Genomic DNA, 17,869 nt, shown 5'->3' on the forward strand with positions numbered 1-17,869 from the left:
CGCCAAGGGTACTCGAAACCCCGGTCACGGTCAGGCACCGCGGCCAACGGACCCGCCTCCCCGGCGCCGGGCCGGCTCAGGCCGCCTCCGCCGCTCCATCGTCGATGCGCACCAGGTCCTCATAGGCATGCCAGCTGGCATGGCCGAGCACCGGCAGGATCAGGGCCAGGCCGATATAGAAGGTAGCCACCCCGACGATCACGCAGCCGGTGATGATGGCGGCCCACAGCAGCATCGGGCGGACATTGCGGGCCACCGAGCGCACGCTGGCCTCTATGCCCTCCATGAAGGTCAGGTCCTGGTCCATCAGGGTGGGAATGGCCACCACGCTGACGGTGAAGGCCCCGAAGGCCAGCACCGCCCCGACCGCCGTCCCCACCGCCAGCATGGCGAGCCCCTCGGGGGTGGTCACAAGGGCCAGGTAGAGGGTGGCCGGGTCGGGCGCGCCGAGCCCGAAGAACAGGGCGAACAGCAGCATCGCGATGTTGAACCAGGCCATCAGGATCAACGTCAGCATCACGCCGATCATCGCCAGCTGGCCGACGTGGTCCCGCCAGGCCCCGAAGGCATCGCCCAGGGTCGGCTCGCGACCGGCCTCCAGGGCGCGGCTGATGCCGTAGGAGCCCACCGCCACCAGCGGACCGACGAACATGAAGCCGGCGATCAGCGGCAACAGCCAGTGCCAGAGTCCCAGGGTCAAGGCGCCGACGGTGATGGCGATGCTCAGGCCGACCCAGAACAGGCCATAGGCCAGGCTCACCGCCGTGGCACGGCGAAAGTCCTCGATACCGGCCGCCAGCCAGGCACGAGGCCTGTCCATGCCGACCGGACGAATGTGGATACGCACCCGGGAATCCGGCTGACCGCCGCTCTTGGTGGCTGCTGCGTTCATGGTGACACCCCCGTTGCCGACGATGGAATCCCGGGCGGGCCGTCCCGGACGGGCCGGATCGGCCCCGTTCCGGGTCTCGGGCCGCGAGCCGCGAGGGCCCGCCCTGACACCTGGTTACTCTAGTCGCTCCGGGGCCATCCCGCCGTGACGGGCATCACGTCCTCTCCACGCTGCCGACACGCTCCCAACGCAGACGCCCACGCCCCCGGCGAGAGGGGGCGTGGGCGTCGGGAGACGACGGCAACGGCCGTCAGCGCACGATCATCACCGAGACCTTGCTGTGATGCACCACATGCTCGGCGTTGGGCCCGAGCACGTAATCAGCGAACTTGCGCTTGTTGTGGGAGGCCATGACGATCAGGTCGGCGCCGAGCTTGCCGGCCGCCTTGATGATCGCCTCCCAGGGCGAGCCGTCGACGATCACGCTCTGCACCTGGACATCCTCGGGCACGTGCTGCTGGATGAATTCGTGCTGCGCCTGGGTCACCGCCTCGTGGGCCTTGCTGGCGAAGTCCTCGGGGAAGTAGGCCCCCACCAGCGGCATGCGGTAGTCGGGCAACACCGTCACCACGTGCAGCGAGGCGCCGAAGCTCTTGCACAGCGCCAGCGCCGTGGGCAGCGCCTTGGCCCAGGAGGCTTCCTCGTTGAGGTCCACCGGCAACAGGATCTTGCTATACATGGGTCACCTCCATCAGGCCGAGACCGGATCGCCGCCGCGCTGGCGGCGCCGTCGCTGCAGCATCACCACCAGGCCGAGCACCAGGAAGGCGGGAATCCACATCCATTCCTTGGTCCAGCGATCCACCGGCGCCTGCACCTGGATGATCTCCTGGTCGAAGTCGAAGCCGAGCTTGGCCGCCTCGCTGCCGAAGGTCACCATGTCGACGATCGCCTGGTCGTCCTCTACCCGCAGCATCAGCCCCAGGTTCGACAGGCGGTCCTCGCCGGTCTCGCCTTCCGGCACCGGCAGGGTCATGTAGGTGGTCATCGGATCGCCGTAGGCGTCCAGGCCGCTGATCTGGATCCGCAGCGTGGAGTCCGCATCCGCGCTGCCCAGCGCCTCGACGAACTGGGCCGGCGGCACGTCCCGGTAGGGGTCATGGATCATGTCCATCCAGAACCCCGGGCGGAACAGCGTGAAGGCCACCAGCAGCAGCAGCAGGGATTCGTACCAGCGGTTGCGGGTCACCATGAAGCCCTGGGTCGCGGCGGCGAAGATCAACATCGCCACCGTGGCCACCACGAACACCAGCACGCCCTGCAACGGCGAGACGTCGATCAGCAGCAGGTCGGTGTTGAAGATGAACAGGAACGGCAGGGCCGCCGTGCGCAGGCTGTAGTAGAAGGCCTGGAAGCCGGTGCGGATCGGGTCGCCTCCGGACACCGCCGCCGCGGCGAACGAGGCCAGCCCCACCGGCGGTGTCACGTCGGCCATGATGCCGAAGTAGAACACGAACAGGTGCACCGCGATCAGCGGCACCAGCAGGCCGTTCTGCTCGCCCAGCTGGACGATCACCGGCGCCAGCAGGGCCGATACCACGATGTAGTTGGCGGTGGTGGGCAGCCCCATGCCGAGGATCAGGCTGAGCACCGCGGTGAACAGCAGGATCAGCAGCAGGTTGCCCATGGAGAGGATCTCCACCACGTCGGCCAGCACCAGGCCCACGCCGGTCTGGGAAACGGCACCGACGATGATGCCGGCGGTGGCCGTGGCGATGCCGATGCCGATCATGTTGCGAGCGCCGCCCACCAGGCCTTCCCACAGGTCGACCAGGCCCTCGCGGAAGTCCTCCGCCAAGTTGCTGCGATGACGGAACAGCGCGGTGATCGGCCGCTGGGTGACCATGATGAAGATCATGAACACGGTGGCCCAGAAGGCCGACAGCCCCGGCGACAGGCGTTCCACCATCAGGCACCAGATCAGCACGATGACCGGCAGCAGATACTGCAGCCCGACCATCACCGTGGGGCGAGTCTGCGGCAGCGTGTAGACCGGCTCGTTAGGGTCGTCAAGTTCCAGCTCGGGATAGCTCGCGGCCACCTTGAGCAGCCCCACATAGACCGCCGCCAGCACCACGGCCACCACCCAGGGCGTGGCGCCGCCGAGCACCGGCTTGAGCCAACCCAGGCCGTAGTAGACCACCAGCGCCGTGATCATCATCAGCAACAGACCGGCCAGGAAGCCCACCACCTTGCGCAGCAACGGCTTGGCCGGGTTGCTGCTCTGAAGGCCCTGCATGTTGGCCTTGAGCGCCTCGAGGTGAACGATGTAGACCAGCGCGATATAGGAGATCAGCGCCGGCAGGAAGGCATGCTTGATCACCTCCACGTAGGAGATGCCCACGTACTCGACCATCAGGAAGGCCGCGGCCCCCATCACCGGGGGCATGATCTGACCGTTGACCGAGGAGGCCACCTCCACCGCCCCGGCCTTCTCGGCGGGAAAGCCGACGCGCTTCATCATCGGCACGGTGAAGGTGCCGGTGGTCACCACGTTGGCGATCGAGGAGCCGGAGATCAGCCCGGTCATGCCGGAGGCCACCACGGCGGCCTTGGCCGGCCCGCCGCGATAGTGGCCGAGCAGCGAGAAGGCCACCTTGATGAAGTAGTTGCCGGCCCCGGCCTTGTCGAGCAGGGCGCCGAACAGCACGAACAGGAACACGAAACTCGTCGACACGCCCAGGGCGATGCCGAACACCCCTTGGGTGGTCAGCCACTGGTGGTTGACCAGGCCATTGAGGCTGACGCCACCGTGGGCCAGGATGCCCGGCATCCAGGGCCCGGCCAGGCTATAGACGAGGAACACCAGGGCCACGATCATCAGCGGCGGGCCCAGGGCGCGGCGCGTGGCCTCGAGCAGCAGCACGATGCCGATCACGCCGACGATCACGTCCTGGGTGATCGGTGCGCCGGGGCGCTGCGCCAGCTGTTCGTAGAACATGAACATGTAGGCCCCGCAGAACGCCGCGGCGGCGGCCAGCACCCAGTCCGTCAGCGGAATACGGTCACGCGGGGAGCGCTTGAGCGCCGGATAGGCCATGTAGGCCAGGAACAGCGCGAAGGCCAGATGAATGGAGCGCGCCTCGGTGGCGTTGAAGACCCCGAAGCCCAGCATGAAAGGGATCGGCGAGGCGATCCACAGCTGGAAGAGCGACCAGACCGCGGCGATGCCGACCAGCAGCTTGCCCGGCGTTCCGGCCGGTTTGCGTGCGCCGGTATCGCTCGAGGCGACCATGTCCTCCAGGTCGGCCCCGGCACCCGGTGCCCTCTTGTTGTCTTCCGTCATAAGCGTGCCCTGCTTGTCGTCGAACTCTCATCGGGAGCGCACGATACCGGCGGCTATGCGGCATCGCAAACGCAATGCGCGGCCCTCGGCGAGGGCCGCGCATCATTCAGCGAAATGCGGTGATCTCAACGGCTAGCGATCACTCGATCCAGCCCTGTTCGCGATAGTAGCGCGCGGCCCCTTCGTGCAGCGGCGCCGAGAGACCCTGGCTGACCATTTCCTGCGGATCCAGGTTGGCGAAGGCCGGGTGCAGCTGCTTGAAGCGGTCGAAGTTGTCGAAGATCGCCTTGACGGTCTGGTAGACCACTTCTTCGCTGGTATCGCTGTCGGTCACGAAGGTGGCCGCCACGCCGAAGGTCTCGACGTCGTCCGGGTTGCCCTTGTAGAGGCCGCCGGGAATCACCGACATGGAGTAGTAGGGATACTCCTCGACGATGCCCTGGATGTCCTCGTCGTTGAGCGGCACCAGGCGCGACTCCACGGTGGTGGTGGCTTCCTGGATCGCGCCGTTCGGGTGGCCGACCACATAGGCCATGGCGTCGATGTTGTTGTCGGCCAGGGCGGAGGCCATCTCGGCGGCATCCAGCTGGGAGGCCAGTGCGAAGGAGTCCTCGGTCCAGCCCTTGGCATCCATCACCACTTCCATGGTGTTACGCTGGCCGGAGCCCGGGTTGCCGATATTGACGCGCTTGCCTTCCAGGTCATCGAGGGACTCGATGCCGGCATCGGCGCGGGCCAGGATGGTCAGCGGCTCGCCATGCACGCGGAAGACGGCACGCAGCTTGTCGTAGGCCTCGTCTTCGAAGTTGCCGGTACCGTTGTAGGCCTGGTACTGGACGTCGGACTGCACCACGCCCATGTCCAGCTCGCCGGACTTGATGCCATTGACGTTGGCCACCGAGCCGCCGGTGGACGGGGCGTTGCACTTGATGTTGACGTCTTCGAGGCGATTGACCAGGCGACACACCGACTGCCCGACCACGTAGTACACCCCGGTCTGACCACCGGTACCGATGGTGATGAACTGTTCCTCTTCCTGGGCCATGACCGGCGAGGCGAACATGGCGGCTCCCAGCAGCGCGCCGGAGACGGCGGCGGTGGTAGAGAAAGCTTGGCGTTTCATTGACGCACCTCTTTGACGTTGTGGGCGAAGCGGGTATCGACGGTCGCCCGCGAGGGGACCGACGGCGGCTTGACCGCTGCTTACTACTTTAGCGAAAAAACGTCTGTCCGATGAGGATTTTTCCTTCCCTGTCAGTGTAGTTGTCGTCAACGTTAGGGGCTCGTTTATTTTACTCTGCGAATGCGCCATCCCCGGGTCCAGGGCCACGGGAATGGCAAGCCCTGGCGTCATCCGGGACCCGGCGGCGCCCCTCAGCGAGGGCGGGTCATCCAGGCGGTCAGCCGCTGCAGCGGAGCGGCACCGATCAGGGTCAACAACAAGGCGATCGGCCAGGCGATGACGAAGGCCCGGCCCCAGCGCCCGAGAAAGCCCTCGCCCAGACCGGTATTGACCGCCGTGATGGCCAGCGTCATCAGGCACCCCATGTACAGCGACATCAGCACCGCGAAGACCAGCGGACGGTAGCGGGAAGGCACGAACATGCAGGACTCCTGGATCACGATGGAAGAAGGCCGCCAGTCTACGCTTTCGGGGCGAGGCGCGGCGGAACTCCGAGTTCCAGGCCCTCGCCCCGCGCCAGCCCACCGCACCAGACAGGCAATGCATTACTGGTTCCACCTCCCAGTGGGTGAGAGATCAAGGTCACGTCGCCCCTTATCCGTCACAGCGGGGGTGATATGAACAGCACCGTCGTCAGACGACCGCGACTTCCAGGCGGCAGTCCATGGCACCAAAGGCTCGCTCAATTGCCGCAAGCTTCGACTTGTGCCCCACATCCAGCAGACGATCGACCTGTGGGCCATGCACTTTCATCGCTCTCGCCAGATCGGCTTTTCGCCAGTTCCGTTCCATCAATTGATTAGACAGCAGCACCTTGAGCACCGTGCTCAAGGGCACGGCTACCAGATGCTCTCCTTCTCGAGGACAGCTAGGCGCTGGGATCCATCGCCTCGCATCGATATAGATGCCAAAAGTGGTTTCCAGCATGTCTACGGCGCCATCGAGGGTCGATCCGATCGTTTCCCCGGCCGCGATGAACTCGGGAATATCGCGACAGGTTGCCATGTACCCAACACTGTCGGGCATCACCTGGAGTGCGTAACGCATGACGAACTTTCCCTTTGGCTCACCTACAAAAAAGACTGCAACACGCATCATCTCGCAGACGCGATGCGATAGTGCAAGATCGCTTCCTTCCGCGGCTCGCCTCCGTACCCTCCTTGCCAGCCGGCCACTGACGACGCCAGACTGATGGGGAACCCCGACGCCACCTCCGAGGAAGCCGACATGCACCCCGCCGCGTCCCGCATCGAGTGCCGACAGGGCGACATCGCCCGCCAGGACGATATCGAGGCCGTGGTCAACGCCGCCAATGCGGCGCTGCGCACCGGCGGCGGCGTCGCCGGTGCCCTGCATCGCGCCGCCGGGCCCGAGCTCGCCCGGGCCTGCCGCCCCCTGGCGCCCATCCGGCCCGGCCAGGCGGTGATCACCGACGCCTTCGGCCTGCCCAACCGGCACGTCATCCACTGCCTGGGGCCGGTCTACGGGGTCGACGAGCCTTCCGATGAACTGCTCGCCGACTGCTACCGCCACGCCCTGGAACTGGCCCAGCGGCACGCCGTCGCGAGCGTCGCCTTCCCGGCGCTGTCCACCGGCGCCTTCGGCTATCCGCCCACCGAGGCGGCGCGCATCGCCCTGTCCACGACGCTGGCCACCCTGCCGGGCTGCCCGGCCGTGCAGCGGGTGCGCTTCGTGCTGTTCGACGCCGCCAGCGCCGAGCTGCACCAACGCACCCTGGCCGCCCTGGGGCGAGGCGAGTGACCCCGTAGGGGGCCGCGTTCTCTCGGCCCGCAGCCCGCAGCCCGCAGCCCGCAGCCCGCAGCCCGCAGAAAGCCTAGACGTTGTAGCCCAGCACGCCGGGCAACCACAGGGCGATGCCCGGCAAGGCCACCACCAGGCCCAGGGCGCAGGCCATGGCCACCACGAACACCAGCGCCCAGCCCACGGTCTGCTCGAGGCGTATCCTCGCCACCTCGGTGGTGACCATCAGGTTGACCGCCACCGGCGGCGTGAACTGGCCGATGGCGATGTTCATCGCCAGCAGGATGCCGAACCACACCGGGTTCCAGTCGAAATGCTGCATCACCGGTATCAGGATCGGCATCATGATCAGGTAGATCGAGATCGCATCGAGCAGCATGCCGGCCACCAGCACCGCCAGCATGATCAGCACCAGCAGCAGCAGGCCGTTGTCGGTGAGGCCGATCACCCACTCCGCCAGGTGGCGGAAGGTGCCCAGCATGGTACCGGCCCAGGCGAAGATGCCGGCCAGGGCGATGATCAGCATCACCACCCCGGAGATCACCGCGGCCTCGCCGAGCAGCTCCCAGAGATCGCGCCAGCCGAGCTCGCGGGTCAACCACAGGCCCACCACCACGCCATAGGCCACCGCCACCACCGCCGCCTCGGTGGGCGTGAACAGCCCCGAGCGCAGCCCGCCGAGGATCAGCACCGGAGCGAACAGCGCCGGGATCGCCTGGCGGAAGCTCTCGCCGAGCGGCGGGCGCTCCACCTCGCCGGGGGCCTCCCAGCCGTTGCGCCTGGACAGCCACCAGGCCGGCACCAGCAGCGCCGCCCCGGCCAGCATGCCCGGGAACAGCCCGGCGGCGAACAGCGCCCGCAGATCCACCCCCGGCACCACGATGGAATACAGGATCAGCGCCACCGAGGGCGGAATCAGGATCGCCGTGGAGGCCGAGGCCGCGATCAGCGTCGCCGAGAAGGGCTTCGGATAGCCGGCCCGGGTCATGCTCGGCAGCATCACCATGGCCACGGCGGCGGCGTCGGCGGGACCGGAGCCGCTCATGCCGCCCATGATCATGCACACCAGCACCGCCACCAGCGCCAGGCCGCCGTGGCGCGGGCCGATCAGTGCCTGGGCGAAGCGCACCAGGCGCCCCGCCACGCCGGCGCGCTCGAAGATCAGCCCGGTGAGGATGAACAGCGGTATGGCGATCAGCGGATACTTGGCGACGCTGTTGTAGGTGTTGGTGCCGAGCGTGGCCAGCATCGCCGGCGACAGCCCGGCGACGATGCCCACCGCCCCGGACAGCCCCAGCGAGAAGGCCACCGGCACCCCGGCGATCAGCAGGCCGGCGAAGGCCAGCAGCATCCACAGGTCAGGACTCATCGTCGAGGCCCCCACGCAGCCGGTCGAGGGTCTGCTGGCACTGGCGCCACAGCATCAGCCCGGCCAGCAACGGCAGCCATGCCAGGTACCACCACTGGGGCAATCCCAGGCCCGGCGACAGCGTCTGCCACTGGTATTCCTGCCAGGTCAGCCGGGCGCCGAACCAGGCGATCAGCACCAGCACGACCAGGCCGCACAGCCCCTGGAAGAGGATCAGTACGCGCCGCGGCCCCGGCGGCAAGGCCCGCTCCAGCAGGGCGATGCGAATATGGCGATGGCGGCGCAGCGCCACCGAGGCGCCGGCGAAGGTCAACAGCACCAGCAGGAACACCGAGAATTCCTCGGTGAAGGCGAAGGAGGCGTCGGTGATGTAGCGCACCACCACGTTGGCCAGGCTGATCAGGCCGATGACCAGGATGGCCAGGGTCGCGAGCACGCGCTCGAGTCTTGCATCGGGACGTTTCATGACGGGGATCTTGAAGGGAGAGGGAACGACGACGGCGCCCGGCGGTGGCCGGGCGCCGTCTCACGGCTCGGCGCCTCAGGGCGAGGCGATGTCGCGGCGGGCCGCCTCGACGATTTCCTCGCCGATCCGCGGCACCCAGTCCTGGTGAACGCTCTCAGTCGCCTCGACGAAGGCCTGGTGCTGGGCCTCGGATAGCTCGGTGACGGTCACGCCGCGCTCGCGGATCGCCGCCAGGCGGTCGACCTGCTCCTCGCGGGTCTTGGCGATCTCCCAGGCGCCGGCCTCGACGGCCGTCTCGCGCAGCATCTCGCGCTGGTCCTCGGAGAGCGAGCCCCACACCTGGCGGTTGGCGGCGAATACCAGCGGGTCGTTCATGTAGTTCCACAGCGTCAGGTGGGCCTGGCCGACCTGGTCGATGCGCGCCACGTCGAACACCGACAGCGGGTTCTCCTGGCCATCCACGGCGCCGGTGGTCAGCGCCGGCTTGGCGTCGGCCCAGCTCATCTGGGTGGGGTTGGCGCCGAGCGCGGTGAAGGTGTCCTGGAACAGCGGCGAGCCCACGACGCGGATCTTGAGCCCTTCCAGGTCGGCCGGCGCGTCGATATCGCCACTGGAATTGGACAACTGGCGAAAGCCGTTCTCGCCCCAGCCCAGAGGCACCACGCCCTTGTCCTCGATGGCGGAGAAGATCATCTCGCCGGCCTCGCCACCGGTCACCGCGTCGACGGCGGCCTCGTCGGCCAGGAAGAACGGCAACGAGAAGAGATTGAGCGCCGGCACCTGGGGCGACCAGTTGATGGTCGAGCCCACCGCCAGGTCGATCAGTCCTGAACGCATGGCGGAGAACTCGCGGGTCTGGTCGCCGCTGACCAGCTGGGCGTTGGGATAGACGCGCAGGGTCAGCTCGCCGTCGGAGCGCTCCTCCACCAGATCCGCCCACTTCTGGGCGGCCTGGCCCCAGGGGAAGGCATCGGAAAGCACGGTGGAGACGGACAGTTCCCGCGCCTGGGCGGAGAGCGTCGAAGTCAGCAGGGCGGCGCCGGCCAGGCAGGCGGCGAAGCGGGCGAGGGGGCGGGTCGTGGGCATGGCGTGTCCTTGTGTTCCGCCGCTCGAGCGACGGTTGGCGTTATCGGTTATTCGCAACCTTTAAATATGCCTGCAAGTCGCCCGCCCCCACAAGTCTCGCCACCCCGGTTCCGAGTCAACGCCCCACAAAATGTATACAAACAATGTTGATGAAGTTCACATAGATGTTTATAACTGTATCCAAGCATTGTCCCCAATAAAGACATCCATAAACCATTATTACTGGATACAATAACAAGCTTCGGTGACGTCCACCCGCCCCTCGCGGGCCCCGCCCCCGCCTCGACAGTGCCTGGGCCAGTCACGCGGCTGGACGCTCGACGCATCGACCCGCTCCACGACAACATCCAACAACGGAGACTTCGGATGCACCTCAGGACCAAACTCGCCATCGCCACCGCTGCCGCCTCGCTGCTCGCCGCCCAGGGCGCCAGCGCCGCGCTGTACAGCACCACCAAGGTCGAGGCCCTCTACGGCTGGGACTACGAGGACACCGCCGGTGCCGGCTTCACCATCGACAACGAAAAGCACGCCATCCTCACCCTCGCCAATGCCACCGGCTGGGCCTATGGCGACAGCTTCTTCTTCGCGGATATCACCAACCTCGACCAGGGCCGCGAGGACGAGCAGGATCATGGCAGCGTCCACGCCGAGTGGAACCTGCGCGGCAACATCGGCAAGGCCACCGGCCTCGATCTCTCCTTCGGCCCGGTGACCGGGCTCTACGTGACCGGCCAGCTGGATATCGACCGCAATTCCTCCACCCGCAAGACCACCCACCTGGCGGGGCTCTCCGCCGATCTGGCCATGCCCGGCTTCAGCTTCTTCAAGGTCTACGCCTTCTATCGCAACGACGAGAGCGCCGCCGCCGAGGGGAGTGCGATGCAGTACACCGCGGCCTGGAACGCCCCCTTCAGCCTGGGCGGCGCCGACTTCACCTTCGAGGGTTTCGTCGACGTCATCACCGAGGAAGGCGACCTGGAGGCCCAGCTGCTGACCCAGCCGCAACTGGTCTGGCATGCCACCGACAACCTGGGCATCGGCCTGGAGTACCAGTACTGGGAAAACAAGTTCGGCCTCGAGGACACCGACGAATCGCTGCCCCAGGCCATGGTGCGCTGGACCTTCTGATCTTGCGTGGGAACGACGACGGCCGGGTGGCCCGGGCCGCCCGGCCGTCGTCTTGATCGCGCCGCTGCTCGGCCGTCGCGTCAGTTATCGACCAGGGCGCGATAGCGCGACAGGATGCTCTCGGGCGCATAGGCGTGGAGCAGCATCGGCGGAATGGCCGGCGGATTCGACAGCAGATCGCTCACGGCGGCACCGAAGGCCTCGTCGTCGCCGAGGGGCACCAACCCGCGAGCGAGCTCGCCCTGCAGGATATCGGACGGCCCCGACAGGCAGTCGGTGCTGACTACCGGGGTGCCGCAGGCCAGGGCCTCCAGCAGCACGTTGGGCAGGCCCTCGTAGTCGGACGACAGCAGCAGCAACCTCGCCCGACGCATGTAGGGGTAGGGATTATCCCGGGCACCCAGCAGCGTGACCCGTTCTTCCAGCCCCAGCCGGTGCACCTCGCGCTCGACGCCGGCCCTGTCGCCATCGCCGATCAGCACCAGCGGCAGGCGAGTCCCGCTGGCCAGATAGCCGCGCAGCAGCCGATCGAGACGCTTCTGCGCCATCGCCAGCCGCCCCACGTAGAGGCAGAAATCCTGTTCGGCCCATGCCCGCTCGGCGACGGGCGCCTCCATGAGCGCCTGCAGTCGCGACAGGTCCACGATGTTGGGAATCACCCGAACGTCCCGGGGACGACAGCCGATCGCCGCCAGCGACTGCCGGTTGGTCTCCGACAGCACGATCAGACGCTTGCGCGAATACAGCCGACGCACCTTGAGACGCTTGACCCAGCGCCGCCAGCCGCGCTGGGAGGCAATCAGTTCCTGGCGGGGATCGGAGCGGATGCACAGCCAGGCCCGGTCCGCCAGGCATGACCGGCTGACCACCTGGTGCGCCTGATGAAGATTGGCCACCACCAGGTCGAAGGACGCCGGATGGTCGGCGAGATAGGCGTCCAGGCGGCGCGCATGCAGCTGGTAGCGGTGGAGTTTCTCGCCGCGATTCCGCGGCGTGAAGGGCACCACGCAGACCTCGACGCCCTCGGGCACCGTCAGCCCCAGGCGATCGGACAGCGACATCAGGGTCACCGACACGCCCTCGTCACGCATGGCCCGCGCCAGCTTGAGCACGGAGCGAGGCGCTCCCCCGCTGGCCAACTGATCGATCACGAACAGCACGCTTTGCACGCCGGTTCCCTCCAGCTCGATGTATCGGCCCTCAGGATACCCTATCGGCGCCCGAGTGCCGCCCCCTCGCACCCCCGACATCGCCTCGCCCCGCAGACGACATCCACCGACCCGCTTGCTAAGCTGCGGCTTCATGCCACGACCGATCAAGGATGAGCCGTGCCACTCAAGGACCTGGCCCTGGGACTGGGCGTCATCGTCATCTGGGCGCTCAACATCATCGTCATCAAAGTCGGGGTGACGGAACTGCCACCCCTGTTGCTGACCACCGTGCGCTTCGCCCTGGTCGCGGCGCTGCTGGTGCCCTTCCATCCGGTCGCCCGCCACCAGCTGCCCTTCCTGGCGCTGCTGGCGGTGACCTTCGGGACCCTGCACTTCGCCCTGCTGTTCATCGGCCTGGGCCAGGCCGAGGCCGGCACCGGGGCGATCCTGGTGCAGATGGGCACCCCCTTCGCGACCCTGCTGGCGGTGATCTTCCTCAAGGAGAAGCTGGGCCCGCGGCGCCTGGCGGGACTGCTGCTGTCGTTCACCGGCGTCGTGGTGCTGGCCGGCGGCCCGACGCTGCCCGCCCCGCTGCCCACCGCCCTGCTGCTCGCCAGCGCCCTGGCCTGGGCGGTTTCCCAACTGCTGATCAAGCGGGGCCCGACGGTGCCCCCCATGGCACTGGCCGGGTGGATAGCGCTCTTCGCCACCCCCCAGGTGGCAGTGGGCTCCTGGTGGTTCGAGCATGACCACTGGGCCGCCCTGGCCGAGGCAAGCTGGCGCGGCTGGGGAGCGGTGCTGTATACGGCGGTGATGTCGTCGATCGTCGCCTACGGGACCTGGTACGGACTGTTGCGTCGTCACCCGATCAACCGGGTGGCACCGCTGATGCTGCTGATGCCGGTGCTGGCGGTGGTGCTCGGCATGCTGCTGCTGGGCGACCCCCTGGGGCCCCACAAGCTGATCGGCGGCGGCCTGGTGGTGGCCGGCCTCGCGCTGATCGTGGTGCGCCTCGGCGGCCGCACCCCGCGTCGGGCCTCGGGCTGAAGCCGAGGCTTCAGCCGCGCGGCTCGGCGCCGGTGTCGGCCTTCGCCTCGGGGTCGACCCGAGGACGGGCGCGAGACGGCGTTTCGACGACACGGCACTCGCCGCCGTCGCCGGGCCAGCTGACGCAGTCGCCGGGCACGATGCCATGCGCCTCGAAGTAGCCGGCGTTGACCTCCAGCGCCGCCCGGTAGGGCGCCGACGGACGCGTCACCGGACAGTTGCCGGCCGCCTCCGAGGTGCAGGGCGCCATGCGATGGATATCGACGATGCGCCCGGCCTCGTCGATGAAGGCGATGTCCAGCGGAATCCGGGTGCGATACATCCAGAAGCCGTTGCGTGACGGCTGGGTGCGGTCGTAGAGGAACAGCATGCCGGCGTCTTCCGCCAGGTGCTCCCGCTCCATCAGCCCACGGCCGCGCTCGGCCATGCTGCGAGCCACCTCCACGGTCAGCCGCTGCGGCCCCGCCTCGCCGTGCAGGGTCAGGGGCACTCGCGGCAGGCGCGGCTCCTGGGCCTGGAGCCCACCCGACCACAGGGCGGCAAGGGGCGCCAGCGCCAGGGCCTGGAGCAGTCGACGACGGGTCTGGTTCATGATCATCCTCTGTTCAGCGGCGAGACGTGTCGGCAGGATAGTCGACGCCCCGCGTCCATGGGGATAGGGCGCCTTCGTCAGGCCCGGGGGGGCGGTGGCTAGTGATGCCTCCTCTACTTCCTTCGTCCAACCTGCCGGCGCTCAGGCCTGCTCGGGGGTGCGGCCGAGGATCGACTTCAGGTCGATGCGCGCCTCGCGGGGGCTCAGGTCGAGCAGCGCTTCCAGGCCGTGAAGGTGGTCGTGGATGGCGCGGCGGGAAGCCTCGGCCTCGCCGCCCGCCAGGTGCTCGAGCAGCCGGTCGTGCTGGCCGTCCTGGTAGCAGGACGCCAGCCCCGTACGCTTGTAGAGGGCGACCACGATGGACGTGCGCAGCACCAGATCGGTGAGCATGCCGCCGAGCACCCGGTTGGGCGACTGCTCGGCCAGCAGGTGATGCAGGTGCAGCGAGTGCTCGATGCGCGCCGGCTCGTCGCCGCGGCGATAGGCCTCGCTCTCCTCCCGCGCCTGTACCTCGAGCGCCTCCAGGGTCTCCGCGGACAGCCGGCCGGCCAGCAGGGCGACCACCTCGCCCTCCACCAGGCGACGGGCCTCGAAGGTCTCGCGGGTCTCCTCGATGCTCGGCGCCCGCACCCGGGCCACCTGGTTGGGCCGCTGGTCGACGACATGCTCGGAGGCCAGCCGGGTCAAGGCCTTGCGCACCACCGACCGGCTGACGCCGAACACCTCGCCCAGCGTCACCTCGGGCAGCTTGGTGCCCGGCGGCAGCCGCTGCATCAGCACCGCGTGGCGCACCTTGTCGGCGATGTCGCGGTCGCTGACGCGGCCACCGGCCTTGACTTCGGCCTGCATCTCCTCGTGCCAGGCATGGCTCATGACATGGATCTCCCTGATGATCTCGCCGAACTGTCGCATGTTTCGGGATGGCTGGCTACAGCGCCATCTCATTATTGTATACAAAAATGGCCCCGACCGTCAGCGACGATCGGGGCCAGCGAGCATGGGTGCCGACAACAGCGTCAGCCGGAACGTGATTCGCCGGGGCGATGACTCTCGTTCACGTCGAGGATCTTCAGGGTATTGGTGCCGCCGTGAGCGTTCATGTGATCGCCGCGGGTGAGGATGACGTGATCGCCCGGCTCGGCGATGGCCCGCTCCACCAGCAGCGCCATGGCCCGATCGTTGAGCTCGGTAGCGTCCATCTCGCTGGTGTCGAAGGGCAGCGAGATCACCCCACGATACAGCGCCATGCGCCGCTGGGCGACAGGGTTGTGGGCCAGCCCGACGATCGGCAGCCCCGAGCGGATCCGGGAGGCGATCAGCGGCGTGTAGCCGGTGGCGGTCATGCAGGCGATGGCGGCCACCCCGGTCAGGTGGTTGGCGGCATACATGGCCGAGAGCGCGATGGTCTCGTCGATCCTGGAAAAGCCCTCGTGGATGCGGTGCCCGGAGGACTGGGCGATGCGCTCGCGCTCGGCGCCCAGGCACACCCGCGCCATGGCCTCCACGGTCTCCACCGGGAAGTCGCCGGCGGCGGTCTCGGCGGACAGCATCACCGCGTCGGTGGCGTCGAGCACCGCGTTGGCCACGTCGAACACCTCGGCGCGGGTCGGCAGCGGCGCCTCGATCATCGACTCCATCATCTGGGTGGCGGTGATCACCGCGCGGTTGAGGCTGCGGGCGTGCTTGATGATGCGCTTCTGGGTGCCGATCAGCGCCTCGTCGCCGATCTCCACGCCGAGATCGCCGCGGGCCACCATCACCGCCTGGCTGGCCTCGATGATGCCGTCCAGGGTGGCGTCGTCGGCCACCGCCTCGGCGCGCTCGAGCTTGGCCACCAGGCCGATGTCGGCCCCGGCCTCGCCGAGCAGCTCGCGGGCCTCGACCATGTCGGCGGCGCTGCGCGGGAAGGACACCGCCAGGTAGTCGACGCCGATGGCCACCGCGGTCTCCAGGTCGGCCTTGTCCTTGTCGGTCAGCGCCGGGGCGGACAGCCCGCCGCCCTGCTTGTTGATGCCCTTGTTGTTGGACAGCTCGCCGCCCACCACCACGCGGGTGTGGATGGCGCTGCCGTCGACCTTCGCCACGTCGAGCACCAGCCGGCCGTCGTCGAGCAGCAGGCGGTCGCCGGCGGCCACGTCGGCGGCCAGGGCCTGGTAATCGCAGCCGACCCGCTCGGCGTCGCCGGCCTCGCGGTCGAGGGCCACGTCGATGACGAAGGGCGCGCCCTCGGCCAGGGTGACCTTGCCGTCACGGAAGCGGGCGATGCGGATCTTGGGGCCCTGGAGGTCGCCCAGGGCGGCGACGCTTCGGCCCTGGCGGGCGGCGATCTCGCGCACCGCGGCCAGGCGGCGGCGGTGGTCGTCCGGGGCGCCGTGGGAGAAGTTGAGGCGCACCACGTCGACGCCGGCGGCGATCATCGCCTCCAGCACGCCGTCGCGGTCGCTGGCGGGGCCCAGGGTGGCGACGATCTTGGTGCGACGGATCGGCTCGTGGATCGGGGCATGGGGCGGCAGTGTCATGAGCTCCTCGGCAGTACCAGGATGGCACGAAAGTCGTTGACGTTGGTGCGCGTCGGCCCGGTCACGATCAGGTCGTCGAGCGCCTCGAAGAAAGTATAAGCGTCATTGCGTGACAGATGGGCGTCGGGATCCAGGCCCAACGCCTCCATGCGCGCCCAGCAGGCCGGATCGAAGATCGCGCCGGCGTTGTCCTCGGAGCCGTCGATGCCATCGGTGTCGATGGCCAGGGCGTGGATGCCCTCGGCGCCCTTGAGGGTCGAGAACAGTCCCAGCAGGTATTCGACGTTGCGCCCGCCGCGGCCGTCGCCCTTGACCGTCACGCTGGTCTCGCCGCCGGACAGGATCACCAGCGGTCGCGTCAGGCCGTCCTGGGCGGCGAGCGCCATCCGGCCCTGGGCGCGGCCCAGCTCGCGGGCCTCGCCTTCCAGATCGTCGCCCAGCAGGCGCACCTCGATGCCGTCGTTTTCGGCGGACGCGCGGGCGGCGGCCAGGGCATCGCGGGCGCGGGCCAGGATCTCGCTCTCGTCCCGGGCGAAGCCCGGATCCCCGGGGCGCGGCGCCTCGGTGTTGGCCTCGAGCTGATGACGCACGGCGTCGGAGATCTCGATGCCGTAGCGCTCGAGGATCGCCAGCGCCTCGGCCGGAGTGGTGGCATCGGGCAGTGTCGGCCCGGAGGCGATCAGCGAGGCCTCGTCGCCGGGCACGTCGGAGATCAGCCAGGTCAGCACCCGGGCCGGGTGGGCGGCGGCGGCCAGGCGCCCGCCCTTGATCGCCGACAGGTGGCGGCGCACGGTGTTGATCTCGCGAATCGGCGCGCCGCTTCTCAGCAGCGCCTTGTTGATGGCCTGCTTCTCGTCGAGGCGCACGCCGGGAGCCGGCAGGGTCATCAAGGCCGAGCCGCCGCCGGAGACCAGGGCGATGACCAGGTCGTCCTCGCCGAGGCCTTCGACGGCCTCGAGCATGCGGCGGGCGGCCTTCTCGCTCAGGTCGTCGGGCATCGGGTGCGAGGCCTCGAGGACCTCGATATGACGGCCCTCGGCGCCCTGACCTCGAGGGCCCTGCTGTTGAGGATCTGGCTCTTGCGGGCCATGGCCATAGCGGGTCACCACCAGGCCGGACAGCGGCGCCTCGGGATGGCGCGCCTGCCAGGCGCGCTCCAGGGCGGCCGCCATGGCGGCCGCCGCCTTCCCGGCCCCTACCACCAGGGTGCGGCCGGCCGGGGGATCGGGCAGCCGGTCGGGCAGCAGCGTATCGGGATGCACGGCCGCGACGGCGGTCTCGCCGAGCCGCCTCAGCCAGGCGCGCGCCGCCTCGGGCCGCTCACGGGAAAGCAGGGGGGAAAGGGCATTCATTCGGGGGTCTCCTTAACAAAAGGGCCCGGTGACG

General features: G+C 68.5%; 17 protein-coding genes. 3 read left to right on the plus strand and 14 right to left on the minus strand.

Going from position 1 to position 17,869, the window contains the following annotated elements:
* Positions 1-76: 76 nt before the first annotated feature.
* The 6 genes from ACXAFN_RS03930 to ACXAFN_RS03955 all read right to left on the minus strand — a co-directional run bounded on the left by ACXAFN_RS03930 (position 77) and on the right by ACXAFN_RS03955 (position 6,408).
* Positions 77-892 (minus strand): DUF2189 domain-containing protein, encoded by an 816-nt coding sequence (locus ACXAFN_RS03930; RefSeq protein WP_474986351.1) that lies wholly within the window; start codon positions 890-892, stop codon positions 77-79.
* A gap of 250 nt (positions 893-1,142) precedes the next feature.
* Positions 1,143-1,571 (minus strand): universal stress protein, encoded by a 429-nt coding sequence (locus ACXAFN_RS03935; RefSeq protein ID WP_474986353.1) that lies wholly within the window; start codon positions 1,569-1,571, stop codon positions 1,143-1,145.
* A gap of 12 nt (positions 1,572-1,583) precedes the next feature.
* A complete protein-coding gene (locus tag ACXAFN_RS03940) occupies positions 1,584-4,178 on the minus strand; it encodes a TRAP transporter permease (protein WP_474986354.1) in 2,595 nt (864 codons plus the stop codon).
* 139 nt (positions 4,179-4,317) lie between these two features.
* Complete coding sequence (locus tag ACXAFN_RS03945; protein ID WP_474986356.1) at positions 4,318-5,301, minus strand: TAXI family TRAP transporter solute-binding subunit; 984 nt, start codon at positions 5,299-5,301, stop codon at positions 4,318-4,320.
* Positions 5,302-5,552: 251 nt separating this feature from the next.
* Positions 5,553-5,783 (minus strand): DUF2798 domain-containing protein, encoded by a 231-nt coding sequence (locus tag ACXAFN_RS03950; RefSeq protein WP_474986358.1) that lies wholly within the window; start codon positions 5,781-5,783, stop codon positions 5,553-5,555.
* Between the two features lie 211 nt (positions 5,784-5,994).
* Positions 5,995-6,408, minus strand: coding sequence for a type II toxin-antitoxin system HicB family antitoxin (locus ACXAFN_RS03955; RefSeq protein WP_474986360.1), 414 nt, complete (start codon positions 6,406-6,408; stop codon positions 5,995-5,997).
* Positions 6,409-6,552: 144 nt separating this feature from the next.
* On the opposite strand from ACXAFN_RS03955, the gene ACXAFN_RS03960 reads away from it, so the two are divergent.
* Entirely contained in the window at positions 6,553-7,122 is a 570-nt protein-coding gene (locus ACXAFN_RS03960) for a macro domain-containing protein (RefSeq protein WP_474986361.1), read from the plus strand.
* A gap of 73 nt (positions 7,123-7,195) precedes the next feature.
* Here the strand turns inward: ACXAFN_RS03960 and ACXAFN_RS03965 are convergent, their stop codons facing one another.
* From ACXAFN_RS03965 to ACXAFN_RS03975, 3 genes are all read right to left on the minus strand, one after another.
* Positions 7,196-8,491: a TRAP transporter large permease gene (locus ACXAFN_RS03965; RefSeq protein WP_474986363.1), complete on the minus strand. Its 1,296-nt coding sequence runs from the start codon at positions 8,489-8,491 to the stop codon at positions 7,196-7,198.
* Positions 8,481-8,957, minus strand: coding sequence for a TRAP transporter small permease (locus ACXAFN_RS03970; protein ID WP_474986365.1), 477 nt, complete (start codon positions 8,955-8,957; stop codon positions 8,481-8,483). Before ACXAFN_RS03970 ends, ACXAFN_RS03965 begins: the two co-directional genes overlap by 11 nt.
* A gap of 75 nt (positions 8,958-9,032) precedes the next feature.
* On the minus strand, positions 9,033-10,043 hold the full coding sequence (locus tag ACXAFN_RS03975; RefSeq protein ID WP_474986366.1) for a DctP family TRAP transporter solute-binding subunit: 1,011 nt from the start codon (positions 10,041-10,043) through the stop codon (positions 9,033-9,035).
* 366 nt (positions 10,044-10,409) lie between these two features.
* Between ACXAFN_RS03975 and ACXAFN_RS03980 the strand changes: the two genes are divergently transcribed.
* Positions 10,410-11,174, plus strand: a complete 765-nt coding sequence (locus tag ACXAFN_RS03980) for an outer membrane protein OmpK (RefSeq protein ID WP_474986368.1) — start codon at positions 10,410-10,412, stop codon at positions 11,172-11,174.
* An 80-nt stretch (positions 11,175-11,254) separates the two neighbouring features.
* Here ACXAFN_RS03980 and ACXAFN_RS03985 read toward each other — a convergent pair whose 3' ends face one another.
* On the minus strand, positions 11,255-12,343 hold the full coding sequence (locus tag ACXAFN_RS03985) for a glycosyltransferase (RefSeq protein WP_474986369.1): 1,089 nt from the start codon (positions 12,341-12,343) through the stop codon (positions 11,255-11,257).
* 159 nt (positions 12,344-12,502) lie between these two features.
* Between ACXAFN_RS03985 and ACXAFN_RS03990 the strand changes: the two genes are divergently transcribed.
* The gene (locus ACXAFN_RS03990) at positions 12,503-13,372 is read left to right on the plus strand and encodes a DMT family transporter (protein WP_474986371.1); all 870 of its coding nucleotides are present in this window, start codon (positions 12,503-12,505) and stop codon (positions 13,370-13,372) included.
* 10 nt (positions 13,373-13,382) lie between these two features.
* Here ACXAFN_RS03990 and ACXAFN_RS03995 read toward each other — a convergent pair whose 3' ends face one another.
* From ACXAFN_RS03995 to ACXAFN_RS04010, 4 genes are all read right to left on the minus strand, one after another.
* A complete protein-coding gene (locus ACXAFN_RS03995; protein WP_474986373.1) occupies positions 13,383-13,964 on the minus strand; it encodes a DUF192 domain-containing protein in 582 nt (193 codons plus the stop codon).
* A 141-nt stretch (positions 13,965-14,105) separates the two neighbouring features.
* Positions 14,106-14,837, minus strand: a complete 732-nt coding sequence (locus ACXAFN_RS04000) for a GntR family transcriptional regulator (RefSeq protein ID WP_474986375.1) — start codon at positions 14,835-14,837, stop codon at positions 14,106-14,108.
* Between the two features lie 143 nt (positions 14,838-14,980).
* Entirely contained in the window at positions 14,981-16,483 is a 1,503-nt protein-coding gene (pyk, locus tag ACXAFN_RS04005) for a pyruvate kinase (protein WP_474986377.1), read from the minus strand.
* The gene (locus ACXAFN_RS04010; protein ID WP_474986378.1) at positions 16,480-17,835 is read right to left on the minus strand and encodes a glycerate kinase type-2 family protein; all 1,356 of its coding nucleotides are present in this window, start codon (positions 17,833-17,835) and stop codon (positions 16,480-16,482) included. Before ACXAFN_RS04010 ends, pyk begins: the two co-directional genes overlap by 4 nt.
* Positions 17,836-17,869 lie beyond the last annotated feature (34 nt).

The sequence above is a fragment of the Halomonas sp. ABH4_019 genome, assembly GCF_056159885.1.